The sequence below is a fragment of the Oceanimonas pelagia genome, assembly GCF_030849025.1.
In the GTDB taxonomy this organism is placed as follows: Bacteria; Pseudomonadota; Gammaproteobacteria; order Enterobacterales; family Aeromonadaceae; genus Oceanimonas; species Oceanimonas pelagia.
The window spans coordinates 690,967-704,551 of record NZ_CP118224.1 but is presented as its reverse complement, the minus strand read 5'-3'; the positions used below and the strand labels follow the sequence as shown (position 1 = coordinate 704,551).

General features: G+C 64.1%; 16 protein-coding genes. All 16 read right to left on the bottom strand.

The window, feature by feature from the left end:
* Nucleotides 1-7: 7 nt before the first annotated feature.
* Nucleotides 8-541, bottom strand: coding sequence for a DsbE family thiol:disulfide interchange protein (locus PU634_RS03280; RefSeq protein ID WP_306762643.1), 534 nt, complete (start codon nt 539-541; stop codon nt 8-10).
* Nucleotides 538-2,493, bottom strand: coding sequence for a heme lyase CcmF/NrfE family subunit (locus PU634_RS03275; RefSeq protein WP_306762642.1), 1,956 nt, complete (start codon nt 2,491-2,493; stop codon nt 538-540). The genes PU634_RS03280 and PU634_RS03275 overlap by 4 nt, the downstream gene beginning before the upstream one ends.
* Nucleotides 2,490-2,984 carry a cytochrome c maturation protein CcmE gene (gene ccmE / locus PU634_RS03270; protein WP_306762641.1) on the bottom strand — a complete coding sequence of 165 codons (495 nt, stop codon included), beginning with the start codon at nt 2,982-2,984 and terminating at the stop codon, nt 2,490-2,492. The genes PU634_RS03275 and ccmE overlap by 4 nt, the downstream gene beginning before the upstream one ends.
* Nucleotides 2,981-3,187, bottom strand: a complete 207-nt coding sequence (gene ccmD / locus PU634_RS03265) for a heme exporter protein CcmD (RefSeq protein WP_306077642.1) — start codon at nt 3,185-3,187, stop codon at nt 2,981-2,983. Before ccmD ends, ccmE begins: the two co-directional genes overlap by 4 nt.
* On the bottom strand, nt 3,177-3,923 hold the full coding sequence (locus PU634_RS03260) for a heme ABC transporter permease (protein WP_306762640.1): 747 nt from the start codon (nt 3,921-3,923) through the stop codon (nt 3,177-3,179). Before PU634_RS03260 ends, ccmD begins: the two co-directional genes overlap by 11 nt.
* Before the next feature lie 107 nt (nt 3,924-4,030).
* On the bottom strand, nt 4,031-4,699 hold the full coding sequence (gene ccmB / locus PU634_RS03255; RefSeq protein WP_306077640.1) for a heme exporter protein CcmB: 669 nt from the start codon (nt 4,697-4,699) through the stop codon (nt 4,031-4,033).
* Nucleotides 4,696-5,328 (bottom strand): cytochrome c biogenesis heme-transporting ATPase CcmA, encoded by a 633-nt coding sequence (ccmA, locus tag PU634_RS03250; RefSeq protein ID WP_306762639.1) that lies wholly within the window; start codon nt 5,326-5,328, stop codon nt 4,696-4,698. Before ccmA ends, ccmB begins: the two co-directional genes overlap by 4 nt.
* A 212-nt stretch (nt 5,329-5,540) precedes the next feature.
* Nucleotides 5,541-5,948 (bottom strand): DUF2802 domain-containing protein, encoded by a 408-nt coding sequence (locus PU634_RS03245; RefSeq protein ID WP_306762638.1) that lies wholly within the window; start codon nt 5,946-5,948, stop codon nt 5,541-5,543.
* The gene (locus PU634_RS03240) at nt 5,948-6,436 is read right to left on the bottom strand and encodes a chemotaxis protein CheW (protein WP_306762637.1); all 489 of its coding nucleotides are present in this window, start codon (nt 6,434-6,436) and stop codon (nt 5,948-5,950) included. Before PU634_RS03240 ends, PU634_RS03245 begins: the two co-directional genes overlap by 1 nt.
* Before the next feature lie 19 nt (nt 6,437-6,455).
* Nucleotides 6,456-7,244: a chemotaxis protein CheW gene (locus tag PU634_RS03235; RefSeq protein WP_442604710.1), complete on the bottom strand. Its 789-nt coding sequence runs from the start codon at nt 7,242-7,244 to the stop codon at nt 6,456-6,458.
* A complete protein-coding gene (locus PU634_RS03230) occupies nt 7,238-8,023 on the bottom strand; it encodes a ParA family protein (RefSeq protein ID WP_306762635.1) in 786 nt (261 codons plus the stop codon). Before PU634_RS03230 ends, PU634_RS03235 begins: the two co-directional genes overlap by 7 nt.
* Entirely contained in the window at nt 8,020-8,862 is an 843-nt protein-coding gene (locus tag PU634_RS03225) for a flagellar motor protein MotB (protein WP_306762634.1), read from the bottom strand. Before PU634_RS03225 ends, PU634_RS03230 begins: the two co-directional genes overlap by 4 nt.
* Nucleotides 8,859-9,602 (bottom strand): flagellar motor protein, encoded by a 744-nt coding sequence (locus PU634_RS03220; RefSeq protein WP_306762633.1) that lies wholly within the window; start codon nt 9,600-9,602, stop codon nt 8,859-8,861. The genes PU634_RS03225 and PU634_RS03220 overlap by 4 nt, the downstream gene beginning before the upstream one ends.
* Nucleotide 9,603: 1 nt before the next feature.
* Nucleotides 9,604-10,740 carry a protein-glutamate methylesterase/protein-glutamine glutaminase gene (locus PU634_RS03215; RefSeq protein ID WP_306762632.1) on the bottom strand — a complete coding sequence of 379 codons (1,137 nt, stop codon included), beginning with the start codon at nt 10,738-10,740 and terminating at the stop codon, nt 9,604-9,606.
* A 28-nt stretch (nt 10,741-10,768) separates the two neighbouring features.
* Nucleotides 10,769-12,814: a chemotaxis protein CheA gene (locus PU634_RS03210; RefSeq protein ID WP_306762631.1), complete on the bottom strand. Its 2,046-nt coding sequence runs from the start codon at nt 12,812-12,814 to the stop codon at nt 10,769-10,771.
* A gap of 9 nt (nt 12,815-12,823) precedes the next feature.
* Nucleotides 12,824-13,576 (bottom strand): protein phosphatase CheZ, encoded by a 753-nt coding sequence (locus tag PU634_RS03205; protein ID WP_306762630.1) that lies wholly within the window; start codon nt 13,574-13,576, stop codon nt 12,824-12,826.
* Nucleotides 13,577-13,585 lie beyond the last annotated feature (9 nt).

Genomic DNA, 13,585 nt, shown 5'->3' with positions numbered 1-13,585 from the left:
TGGGGGCTTACTCCATTTGCTCGAAAATGGGTTTGAGAGTCTGCTCCCACACCTGCGCATTCACATCCCCCACATGGCGGTAGCGAATGACCCCTTTGCTGTCGATCAGAAAGGTCTCGGGGGCGCCATACACGCCCAGATCCAGCCCCAGCATGCCGCGGGGGTCATACAGATCGATGGCATAGGGATTGCCCAGGTTGCTGAGCCAGCGCAGGGCCTTGTCCCGCTCGTCCTTGTAGTTCATGCCGATGATGTAGACGCCCTCTTTGGCCTTCAGCTCGTTGAGGTATTCGTGCTCGGCATAACAGGTGGGACACCAGGTGGCCCACACATTGAGCAGCATGGGCCGGCCGGTGAAGATGCTCTTGTCGTGCTGCTTGTCGAGCTCGTGCAGATCCTGCAGGGTAAACTCGGGAACGGGCTGATCGATCAGCACCGACTCCAGCTTGGTAGGGTCGGAAAACAACCCCTTGTACAGGAACACACTGGCCGCCAGAAACAGCACCAGCGGAATGGACAAAATCAGAATGCGACGGTTCATTGCGCCTCCACGGTCTGCTTGCGGCCAAAACGATAACGCTTGTCGACGATGGCAATGGCGCCGCCAATGGCCATCAGCAGGGCACCAAACCAGATCCAGCGCACAAAGGGCTTGTAGTACAGCCGCACCGCCCAGGCGCCGTCGTCCAGCTCTTCACCCAGGGCGGCGTAAAGGTCCCGGGTTACGCCGGCATCAATGGCGGCCTCGGTCATGGACATGCGCTGCACCAGGTACATGCGCTTTTCGGCCTTGAGCTCGGTCAGCGGCCGGCCGTTTTTGGCCACGCTGATCACCCCTTTGAAACCGTCGTAGTTGGGGCCGTCGGCCTCGCGAATGCCCTCAAAGGTAAAGGTGTAATCGGCAAAGGTGACGGTGTCGCCCTCACTCATGCGCACGTCCCGCTCAATGCTGTAGAGCTGGGTGCAACTGATGCCCACTATGGTCACCGCCAGGCCAATGTGCCCCAGGATCATGGCCCAGTGGCTGTTGCCCAGCTTGCGCACCCCGGTAAAAAAGGAGTGGCGGTGGGTGGCCCGAATCCAGGTCTCCTGCAGGCTGGTAATGGTGATAAACACGCCCAGGCCAATGCCCACCGCCGCCCAGGGCTCGAAGTGATCCGCGAACAGCGCCGGCAGACCCATGCCCAGCACCATGCTCAGCACCAGCGCCAGCAGCAGCTTGCCGTTCACTTCCTTCATCGGCTGGCGGCGCCAGCGGAACAGCGGCCCCGCCCCCAGCAGCAGGGCAAAGGGAATGATCAGCCAGGCGTACAGGCTGTTGAAGAAGGGCGCGCCAATGGAAATGCTGCCCAGCCCCAGTTCCTTGTGCACCAGCGGCAGCAGGGTACCAATCAGTACCACCACCAGACCGGCCATCAGCACGATATTGTTGCCCAGCAACAGGCTCTCCCGGCTGGCCAGCTCGTGCTTGCCGTGACTGCGTACCTCGGCGCCCTTGATGGCGTACAGCAGCAGCGACGAGCCCACCACCAGCAGCAGGAAGATGAGCACAAACAATCCCCGGGTCGGGTCGGAGGCAAAGGCATGCACCGACACCAGCACCCCGGAGCGTACCAGGAAGGTACCCAGCAGGCTGAGCGAAAACGCCAGGATCGCCAGCAGCACGGTCCAGGCCTTGAAGCTGGCCCGTTTTTCGGTCACCGCCAGGGAGTGAATAAGGGCAGTACCCGCCAGCCATGGCATAAAGGAGGCGTTTTCCACCGGATCCCAGAACCACCAGCCGCCCCAGCCCAGCTCGTAATAGGCCCACCAGGAGCCCAGCGAAATGCCTAAGGTCAGGAAAATCCAGGCGGCCATGGTCCAGGGCCGGGACCAGCGGGCCCAGGCAGCATCCAGCTTGCCGGTCATCAGCGAGGCAATGGCAAAGGCAAAGGCCACCGAGAAGCCCACATAGCCCATGTAGAGCATGGGCGGATGGAAAATCAGCCCCGGATCCTGCAGCAGCGGGTTCAGATCCCGGCCATCCACCGGAAAATACGGCAGGGTGCGCTCAAAGGGGTTGGAGGTAAACAGCACAAACAGCAGAAAGCCGATGGCGATCATGCCCATCACGCTCAGCACCCGGGCCACGGCATCCAGCGGCAGCGCCCGGCTGAAGCGGGCCACGGCGGCGGTCCAGCCCGCCAGGATCAGCACCCACAGCAGCAGCGAGCCTTCATGGGCACCCCATACCGCCGAAATGCGGTAGGCCAGGGGCAGCAGGCTGTTGGAGTTGGACGCCACATAGAGCACGGTAAAGTCGTGCTCCACAAAGGCCCAGGTCAGGCACAGAAACGACACGAATAAAAAGCCGAACTGGGCATAGGCCAGGGGCCGGGCCAGCAGCATCATGGCGGTGTTGCCGCGAAGGGCCCCGGTGAGGGGGTAAATGCTCAGCACCAGGGCACTGGCCAGCGCCAGCACCAGGGTGAATTGACCAAGCTCGGGGATCATAGGTTGCTACCCTTCAGCTGCGCCTCCGTGTATTCGGGTTTGAAGTGCTCCATTCCCTTGAGCGCTTCCGCCACCTCCGGTGGCATGTATTCTTCGTCGTGTTTGGCCAGTACCTCAAAGGCGTCGATGGTGCGGGCATCGGCCAGGGTTCCCTGCGCCACTATGCCCTGCCCTTCCCGGAACAGATCCGGCAGAATACCGTCAAACCGTACCGTTACCTGCTCGCCGCCGGCATCCACCAGATCAAAGCTGACCTTGAGGCTTTGCTGATCCCGCTCCACCGAGCCCGGCACCACCAGTCCGCCAATGCGCAGACGCTGCCCCACCTGGGGTTTGAGATGATCCTTGCCCTTGCCCTGCACCAGCTCGGTGGGCGTGTAGAAGAGGTCAATGTTCTGCTGCAGGGCATAAAGCACCAGGCCAATCATTACCGACAGCCCGGCCACCACGGCCAGCAGCAGGGTCATTCGCTTTTTACGTCTGGGGTTCATAGGGTGTTCTCCAACTTGCGGGCGGCCTCACGTCGGGCAGCCCGGGCCTGTTTCTGGCTGACCTCGCGCAGCAAGCGTTTTTTTGTTGTTATGGTGGCCACCACCAGCCCCAGCAGGGCGAGCAGGGTGACGGCAAAGGACAGCCACACATAAAAGCCGTAGCCACCCATGGCCAGAAAGGCCGACCAGCTATCAAATTTCATGATGTTCCTCCGCCAGCTTCAGCACCCATGGGCGATGAGCCTCACGCCGTATCAGTTCGTTGCGCAGCCGCATCAGGGTGACGGCGCCCAGGAAACAGATAAAGGCAAAAATCATGATCAGCAGCGGCCAGAGCATGTCGTTGGAAATGGATGGCCGGTCAAACTTGGTGATGGTGGCGCCCTGATGCAGGGTGTTCCACCACTCCACCGAGTAGTGAATGATCGGCAGGTTGATCACCCCCACCAGCGCCAGAATGCCGGCGGCACGGCCCGCCAGCACCTTGTCGGAAATGGCGTTGTAGAGGGCGATAACGCCGAGGTAAAGGAACAGCAGGATCAGCTCCGAGGTGAGGCGGGCATCCCACACCCACCAGGTGCCCCACATGGGCTTGCCCCAGGCGGCCCCGGTAAACAGGGCAATAAAGGTGAACACCGCCCCCACCGGGGCGATGGCCGCCACCGCCATGTCGGCGGTTTTTATCTGCCATACCAGGCCGATAAAAGCGGCCACCGCCATGGAGGAATAGGCCCCCATCGACATGATGGCGGCGGGCACGTGAATATAGATGATGCGAAAGGCGTCACCCTGCTGATAATCGGCGGGCGCGAACGCCAGCCCCCAGGCCAGTCCTGTTACAAAGGAGACCGCGCTGAACACGGCAAACCAGGGCAGCCACAGGCCGGCAATTCGGTAGGCTTCTTCCGATTTGGCGTAAGGGTGTAACCATTTCCACATCTTGCTCAAAGACCTTTTGTATACAACGCATTGTTCGGGCGGGCTTAAGATACCCCAAATCCGCCCCCTTTAAAAACCTTTGCCGGCCTGATCGGCTTCAAGCGAGCCTAGTTCACGCTCACCCGCAGCGCCGCCGCAATGGCAAAGGGCGCCAGGGTCACGCTGCCCGCCAGCATGGCTCCCAGTATCGCCAGCTGGCCGCTGTAAGGCAGCCCCAGCCCGGCGGTTTCGATGGCCGAGGTGGCGAAGATCAGCACCGGAATATACAGCGGCAGGGTCAGCAGGCTGAGCAGCACACCGCCCTTGCCGATGCCCACGGTCAGCGCCACGCCGATGGCGCCCAGCAGGCTGAGAATGGGGGTGCCCAACAGCAGGGTCCAGAACATGCCGGCAAAGCCGCTCATGTCCATGCTCAGCAGCACCGCCACCAGGGGTGACAGCAGCAGCAGCGGCAGCCCGGTCAGCAACCAGTGGGCCAGCACCTTGGCCAGCACCACCACTCCCAGAGGACAGGGCATCAGCATCATTTGTTCCAGGGTGCCGTCAATAAAGTCGTCACGAAACAGTCGCTCCAGCGCCAGCAGGGAAGCCAGCAGCGCCGCCACCCACACAATGCCGGGGGCGATGCGCGCCAGCAGCGCCGGCTCCGGCCCCACCCCCAGCGGGAACAGGGTAATGACGATCACGAAAAACCACAGCGGGTTGAGAATGTCGGCGCGCCGGCGCAGGGCGCTGACCAGTTCCCGGCGCACCACGCCGGTAAAGGTGTGCATCATGGGGTGTCCTCCCGGGGGGGCGCCAGGTGAAGAATGCGCGCCCGGTCGGCGCAGAGGTTGAGATCCTGATGGGTGGTGATCAGCACCATGCCGCCGGCGTCGGTGTGCTCGAGGAACAGCCGTTCCAGCACCTTGACGCCGTGCTTGTCGATGGCGGTAAAGGGCTCGTCGAGGATCCACAGTTGGGGACCGCCCAGCCACAGCCGGGCCAGGGCCACCCGCCGCTTCTGCCCGGCAGAAAGCTGGCCGGCATACTGCTCTTCCAGCCCCGCCAGCCCCACCCGCGCCAGCACCTCCCACAGGTTGGCGTTACTGCCCTGATGGTGCATGCGGCGAAAAAAGGCCAGGTTTTCATAGGCGGTCAGCTCGTGCTTGATGCCGGCCTGGTGGCCCAGGTAGAACAGTTCCTGATGGTAGTTGTCGCGGCAGTGCTCGATGTTTTCACCCTGCCAGAGCACCTCGCCGCCGTAGGGCCGGGACAGGCCCGCCAGCAGGCGCAGCAGGCTGGTCTTGCCGGCGCCGTTGGGGCCGGCGATCTGCACCAGCTCGCCGGGCGAGACGGTAAGCGACAGCTCGCTGAACAGGGTGCGTTCCTCGCGAACGCAGGTCAGGGCGTTGGCTTCAAGCATAGGTAAGAATTCAGGCCATTCAAAAATGGCCGCCAGTCTAGCACAAGGTGCCGGCGCAGACTCGCCCCTTGGGGCCATGAAGCTGAATTAACGGGAGTTTATTGCGCTGGAACAAACTTGAGGCTGGTGCACAACATGATGGCACCGTTATTCCGGCCCGCGGGCCGGGATCCCTGCTGCAGGCGATTCGGTGCGGCGTGACAGTGCCGGGATTAGCCCCGTTGCCGGTGCAGCGACAGCAACAACTCGGCCTCGGCCCGGGGCATTTCACACTCGGCCATGATCTCCTCGATGTCGGCCCCCAGCTGCACCATGCGGGCGGCGCGACTGTAGAGCCGGCTCTGGGGATCCTTGAGCGCCAGCTCCTGCTGCTGTTCGCGCAGGCTCACCAGCTGCCGGCCCAGCTCGGTGAGCTTTTTGCCCAGGCCGATATTGGCCGCCTGCAGCTCTTCCAGCTGCTTGCGGTAACTGTCGCGGCTGCGGGACAGCTCCCGCATCAGGGTGCTCATGGCCTCCAGCTTGCGCTGGCTGCGGCGCCACATCATCCAGGCGATGCCCATGGCGGCCATGGCCAGCAACAGCGCCAGCACCGCCAGGATCAGTGCGGTTTCGCCGATCATCAGAGCTGGCTCAGCTCTTCCCACTCGTCGTCGGACAGCAGCTTGTCGAGATCCACCAGGATCAGCAGCTCGTTCTCCCGGTTGCACACGCCCTGAATAAAGCGCGCGCTCTCGCTGGTGCCCACATTGGGGGCGCTTTCGATTTCCGACGACTTGAGGTAAACCACCTCGGCCACGCTGTCCACCAGAATGCCGATGACCTGCTTTTCCGCCTCGATGATCACGATGCGGGTGTTGTCACTGACCTCGGCGGGCTGCAGGCCAAAGCGCAGCCGGGTGTCGAGCACGGTGACCACGTTGCCGCGCAGGTTGATGATACCCAGCACATAGTCGGGGGCGCCGGGCACCGGCGCGATGTCGCTGTAGCGCAGCACCTCCTGCACCTGCATCACATTGATGCCGTAGGTTTCGTTGTCGAGGCGAAAGGTCACCCACTGCAACACTTCGTCTTCAGCCAGATTTTCCGCCAGATTGCGATGATTGCTCATACACTCACCCTTATGTCTCTCAGACCCGTTGTCCGTCGATATTTTTGCCCTGCTCCAGCAATGCGATCAATGCATCCACGTGCAGCAGGGCACACATTTTTTCCTTGACCATGCCCGCCAGCCAGGGCCGGGAGCCCGGCGTGGTGCGCCACTTCACCTGCTCCCGGGAAAGCTGGGCGGTGCCCTTGAGCTGATGACAGGCCAGCCCCCAGCTGCTCTCGCCCAGGGTCACCACATACTGGTATTCCTCGTCTTGGGTATGGCCAGGCATGGCCCAGCGGGCGGTGTCCACCACGCTGAGCTGGCGTTCCCGCTCGGTCATGATGCCGGAAAACCAGGCCGGCTTGCCAAACAGGCTGGTCAGCTTCGACAGCTGATAAATGCCCCCCAGGTGGGTCAGCGGCACGGCAAAGGTCATGCCCGCCACCTCGAAAAACAGCGCCTGAAAGCGGGCCTCGGTGTCCATGTTGCGCCAGGCCGGCGCGGCAGGCTCCGGCTGCACCACCGGCTCCGGAGTTGCCACCGGAGCCGGCGCCTCGGTTTTGACTTGCGGCGTCACCTTCGGCGCCTGATCGGGCAGCTGTTCGGCCGGCTCGGCGGCGGCCGCCTCTTCTTCCTTCAGCTCGGCCACCGTGGCCAGCAGGGTCTCCAGCGACCGGCGCCGCTCGTCCTCCTGCGGATCCGCATAGGCCGGCACCACGGGCTCGGGCCTGGCGGACACGACCGCCGCCTGCGGCCGGGGCTCGCTCTCTTCCAGCAGGGCGCCGAAGTAATCATCGAGAGCCGCAAACTGACGTTGGTTCATAATGGCTGGTCTCCTCCGTCGAGACGCCACAAATAGCGCAGCAGGGTCTGGTAGGCATACACCCCCCGGCTGCCCCTGGCGAAATAGGATGGTGGCTCGTGGCGCAGGCTGGCGTCACGAAACTTGGTGTCCACCGGAATCACCGCCGGCCACACCCGGTCGCCGTATTGTTCTTTCAGGCTCTCGAGGCTCTGCACCGAGGCCCGGGTGCGCTGATCATACATGGTCGGCACCACGGTGTAATTAAATCCGTCCTTGCGCGCCTTGTGCATCAGTTTAAAGGTGCTGACCATGCGCTCCAGCCCCTTCAGCGCCAGAAACTCGGTCTGTACCGGCACCAGAATGCGGTCACAGGCGGCCAGGGCGTTAACCATCATCACCCCCAGCACCGGCGGGCAGTCGATAATGGCCACATCGAACTCGTCTTTCACCTGCGCCAGCAGCCGCTTGAGCACCAGCCCCATGCCTTCCCGGCTGCTGGAGGTACGCTCCAGGGTGGCCAGGGAGATGGATGCGGGCAACAGGGTGATGCCCTCAAAGCGGGTGGCCAGTGCCACCCGCTCCAGCTCGGCGCGCCCCGCCCCGGGCACCTGAAACAGATCAAACAGGGTGCCGGCCAGGGTATCGGAGTTGTAATCCAGGTAGGCGCTGAGCGAACCGTGGGGATCGGTGTCGATCAGCAGCACCCGCTTGTTGCGCTGCGCCAGCAGGCCGGCCAGAGCCACCACCGAGGTGGTTTTGCCGACGCCGCCTTTCTGATTTGCTACGGTCCAGACTATCACGGGGTCATCCTGTCGTTGGTAATGCGAATGCCGCCCCCCGGCAGCTCATACACCTGCAGGCCGCCGTTGTCGTCCGGCGGCAGGGTGCGGACCGGTGCCGGCCTCTCGGGGGGCTGCCAGCACCGGCTGGAAACCGCGATTTCCACCCGCCGGTTGAGGGAGCGCCCGGCCTCTCCTCTGTCCCGCTCCGCGGGGCGGTACTGGCCATAGGCCTCAAGCCGCAGCCGCTGGGGAGCGACACCACCGCCGGCCAGGCGCTCCAGCACCACCCGGGCGCGCTCGGCGGACAGCTGCCAGTCAGACACATACAGCTCGTTGCTCACCGCCACGTTGTCGGCAAAGCCGCGCACCCGCAAAAAATGATTATCCCGGGCCAGCAGCGGCAGCAGGGCCGCAAACACCGGCTCGCTGTTGGCCCCGAGCAGGGCGCTGCCCTCGGCAAACAGCAGGCGGCCGTCCAGGGTCAGCACCAGCTCGTTTTCGCCCTGCTCAATGCTGGCGAGACGGCGCTCGACCAGGGGTGCCAGCCGCTCTCCCAGGCCCAGGCTGAATTCGTGCAGGCTGTTGGCGGAAGACGTCGCCGCCGGCTGTGCGCTCACCGGCAGTGCCGGCTGGCCCTGGCGCTCCAGCGCCCCCTGTTTGTCGGGGCGCATGCCCAGCTGCCCCAGCGCCTGCTGTACCCCGTCCACCACCGGCTGGCGCAGTTCACTGCGCGAGGCATGCACCGCATACAGCATCACAAACAGCGCAAAGGCCAGGGTCATGTAGTCGGCGTAGGACACCAGCCAGCGCTCGGTATGCTGGTCGTGGCGGGCGGGCAGCAACGAACGCCGCTTCATTGCCGGCCTCCCTGATACTGGCTGAGCTGGCGGCTGACCGACAGGCTGCCCTCCCCCCGGGCAATGGCCAGCAGGCCGATGGCGGTCAGCTCGCGGTAACGCAGCTCCAGCCGGTAAATGGCCCGCAGCCGGTTGGCCAGGGGCAGCAGCAGCAGGTTGGCCAGGCCCACGCCGTAGAGGGTGGCGACAAAGGCCACGGCAATGCCGCTGCCCAGCCGGGCCGGATCTTCCAGGTGCGACATGGCCTGGATCAGCCCCAGCACGGCGCCGATAATGCCAATGGTCGGGCTGTAGCCGCCCATGGCTTCAAATACCCGGGCCTCCAGCTCCTTTTGCTCCTCGATGCGCGCCAGCTCATTGTCGAGCAACTGCTCCATCATGGCCGGCTCGGTACCGTCCACCAGCCATTGCAGCCCCTGCCGGGTAAAGTCGTCGAGCCGGTCACTGTGCAGTCGCCCTTCCAGCGCCAGAAACCCGCCCTGGCGCGCCTCGTGGGACCAGCGCAGCAGACGCGCGCTCTGCTCCTGAAAGGGCCAGGCCGGACGCGAAAACACCCCGGCCAGGGCCCCGATGGCGGCGCGCACCTGAAACCAGGGCGTTTGCAGCCAGACCGCCCCCAGACTACCTCCCAGCACAATGAGCAGCGCCGGGCCGTCCAGCAGCACCGACAGCTCGCCTCCGTGCCACCACTGGGCCAGGGCGATACAGCCAAGGGCGAGCAGCAGACCGGCCAATGCCATCTCAGCCCGCCATTTCGTGAACGATGGCCTCACCGATCAGCGGCAGCGGCAGCGACTCGGTGGCGATGCCGGCCTTGGCCACCGCCTGGGGCATGCCATAGACCACGCAGGTTTCCTCGTCCTGGGCCCAGACGCTGGCGCCCTGCTCTTTCAGCAGGCGGGCGCCGTCGCGGCCGTCGGCACCCATGCCGGTGAGCACCACCGCCAGCACCTTGCCGCCATATACCTTGGCGGCCGAGGCGAAGGTAATGTCGACACAGGGCTTGTAATTGACCTTGTCGTTACCGTCGAGAATGCGCAGCCGGGCCGCGCCGGGGCGGCCTTCAAACATCATCTGCCGGCCGCCGGGGGCCAGGTAGGCATGGCCCGGACGCAACACGTCGCCGTCTTCCGCCTCTTTCACGCGGATCTGGCACAGGCCGTCGAGCCGGGCGGCAAAGGCGGTGGTAAAGGTGCCCGGCATGTGCTGTACCAGCACGATGGGATGGGGAAAGTTGGCCGGCAGCCTGGTCAGCACCGCCTGCAACGCCACCGGGCCGCCGGTGGAAGTGCCAATAGCCAGCAGCTGGTAACTCTTGCCGCTGCGCCGGGGCAGACTGCGCCGCTCCGCTGCCACCACCGGCTGAGCCGGCTCACCGGCATTCGGGCGGCTGAAGGCGGCCGCGGGAGCGCGCACCGGCGCGGTCCGGGACGGCAGCGACGACAGCGTGGAGGCCGGCCGCGGGCTTGCCACCCGCGGCCGGCGCCGGGCAATGGCGCGCACCCGCTGCTGCAGCTGCAAAATGGCCTCTTCCTTGCTGCGGGCGATGTCTTCAAAGCGCTTGGGCAAAAAATCCATGGCACCGGCGTCCAGTGCCTCCAGGGTGGCCCGGGCGCCCTCGTGAGTGAGGGAAGAAAACATCAGCACCGGCGTGGGCGAAACCTTCATGATCTCGCGCACCGCGCTGATGCCGTCCATCACCGGCATTTCTATGTCCATGGTGATCACGTCCGGTCGCAGCGTCTTCACCTTTTCCACCGCCTCGCGGCCGTTGGCGGCGGTGTCGATCACCTCCAGCAAGGGATCCTGCGCCAGGATCTCGCTGACCCGCCGGCGGAAAAAACTGGAATCGTCGACCACCAAAACCCGAATAGTCATTATTATTGTCGTGCTCCCTGTTATGGCGTCAGGCGTAACGACGCGCGTAGGCCTTGATCAGGCCGGCAATGTCGAGGATCAGAGCGATGCCGCCGTCGCTGGTAATGGTGGCGCCGGCCATGCCGGGGGTTCCGTGCAGCAGCTGATCCAGCGGTTTAATCACCACTTCCTCCTGGCCGATCAGGCCATCCACCACAAACCCCACCTGCTGATTGCCGATCATCACGATCACCACATGGCCGTGGGCCTTGCGCTCGCGCTTGCCGCCGCGCAGCAGCCAGTCCTGCAGATAGAACAGCGGAATGGCCTTGTTGCGCACCACCACGGTGAGCTGGCCGTCCACCATGCTGGTCTTGGTCAGGTCCAGGTGGAAGATTTCGTTGACGTTGGTCAGCGGCAGGGCAAAGGTCTGCTCTCCCACCACCACCATCAGGGTGGGCAGGATGGCCAGGGTCAGCGGCACCTTGATCTGCAGTTTGGTGCCCTTGCCTTTTTCCGAATCGATAAAGATGGAGCCGTTCACCGAGCTGATGCCGGTCTTGACCACGTCCATGCCCACGCCCCGGCCAGACACGTCGGTGATCTCCACCTTGGTGGAAAAGCCGGGCGCAAAGATCAGGTTGTAGGCCTCGTGGTCGCTCATGCGGGCGGCGCCGTCGGCATCGAGAATGCCGCGCTTGATGGCAATGCCCTTGAGCTTTTCCGGATCCATGCCGGCGCCGTCGTCTTCAATGCCGAGCAGAATATGATCCCCTTCCTGGGACGCGGTCAGCCGGATCACCCCCTTGCGCGGCTTGCCGGCGGCTTCCCGCTCTTCCGGGGTTTCAATGCCGTGATCACAGGAGTTGCGCACCAGGTGGACCAGGGGATCGGCCAGGGCCTCGACCAGGTTCTTGTCGAGATCGGTCTCTTCCCCCACCATTTCCAGCTCGATTTCCTTTTTCATGCTGCGGGCCAGATCCCGCACCACCCGGGGAAAGCGACCGAACACCTTCTTGATGGGCTGCATGCGGGTTTTCATCACCGCGCCCTGCAGATCGCCGGTCACGGCGTCGAGGTTGGTCACCGCCTTGGTGATTTCCTCGTTCTCGTGGCCGGACTGCAGGCTGAGCAGGCGGTTACGCACCAGTACCAGCTCACCCACCATGTTCATGATGCTGTCGAGGGTCCTGGTGTCCACCCGCACCGTGGTATCGGCGGGGGGCGGCTGGTGGGCCGCCGGCCTGGCAGCTTCTGCCTTGGCAGCGGGTTTGGCCGCCGCAACGGACGCCTCGGGTTTCGCGGCCGCGGGCTGCACGGCGCCGGTGGGCACGGCGCCTCCCGGCGCCGGCGTGGCGGTGGGGCCCTTGCCGGCACCGTGCAGCTGGTCCAGCAGGGCTTCGAATTCGCTGTCGTCAATCAAATCGTCGTCGCCGCTGCCGGCGGCGCCGGCCACCGGCTCGGGGCGGGCCACGGCGCCGCTCTGCGGCACGCCGCCGTGTTTGCCGGCGCCGTGCAGCTGGTCAAGCAGGGCTTCGAATTCGTCGTCGGTAATGTCGTCGCTGTCGCTGGCCGCCTGCTCGCCATCGAGCTCGTTCAGCATTTGCCGGTATTCCTGCTCGCTGAGGGACTCGATGCTATTGTCTTCGGCCGGGGTGCCGGCCGCCGGGGTCTCAACCGCCGGCGGCGGTGTTTCGTCCGGCTGCTCGGGCTGGCAATAGAAACCCAGCTCTTCCAGCAGGGCCGGATCTGCCGGGGTGGGCTCCTGGCGGTTCTGAATCTGGGCAAACATGGCGTTCACCGTATCCAGCGCCCGCAGGATCACGTCCATCAGCTCGGAGGTCACCCGACGCTGACCGGTGCGCAGAATATCAAACACGTTCTCGGCCTTGTGGCAGGTGTCCACCAAAGCGGTCAGTGACAAAAAGCCGGCACCGCCCTTGACGGTGTGAAAGCCGCGGAAGATGGCGTTCAGCAGATCCTTGTCGTCGGGCTGACGCTCCAGGGTCACCAGTTGCTCCGACAGCTGCTCCAGAATTTCCGATGCTTCCACCAGAAAGTCCTGCAGAATATCCTCGTCTACCTCAAAGCCCATGCTTGCTCCTTAAAATCCCAGACTGGACAGCAGATCGTCCACTTCATCCTGATCCGAGACCACGTCATCACGCTGTTCCCTGTTGATGATGGGCCCCTCGGCCTCAATGGCCTCGCTCCGGCCGGCCGCCGGCGGGGTCCGGTTGCCTGCCTGCTCACCGGTCAGGCGACCAAATACCGACAGAATGTCTACCAGCTTGGCTTCCACCTCCTGCACCAGCTTGATCACCCGGCGAATCACCTGACCGGTGAGATCCTGGTAGTCCTGGGCCATCAGGATCTCGGTCAGCAACTGGCGCAGCCGGTCGGCATCCTGTTCGGAATCCTGGAGAAAATCGTCGAGCTGGTAGCAAAGTTCCTTGAACTTGTTAAGCTCAAGCTGCCGTTGCATCAACCCGCGCCAGCCCGGCATCACCTGCTGAATGCGATCGTTGAGCCGGTCGGCAATGGGCAGGCTGGCTTCCACCGCATCCATGGTCCGGTTGGCGGCCTTGTCGGTCATGTCGATGACGTAATTCAGGCGCTCACGGGCATCGGGAATATCGGTCTGGGCCAGCTCCGGCAGACGGGGGTCGTTACGAAACTCCTGCAGCGCATCGTGCAGCTGACGGGTCAGCTGCCCCACCTGCTCCAGCAGGGCGTCCGCATGAGGCATGCAGACCTCGGTCATAAAACGATCGGCCCCGGCCTGATCTCCCTGCTCCAGCAGTGCCACCAGGTTTCGGGCCTGTTCCAGACTGATCAGTCCTTGTGGTTGTGTCATGTGAGACCC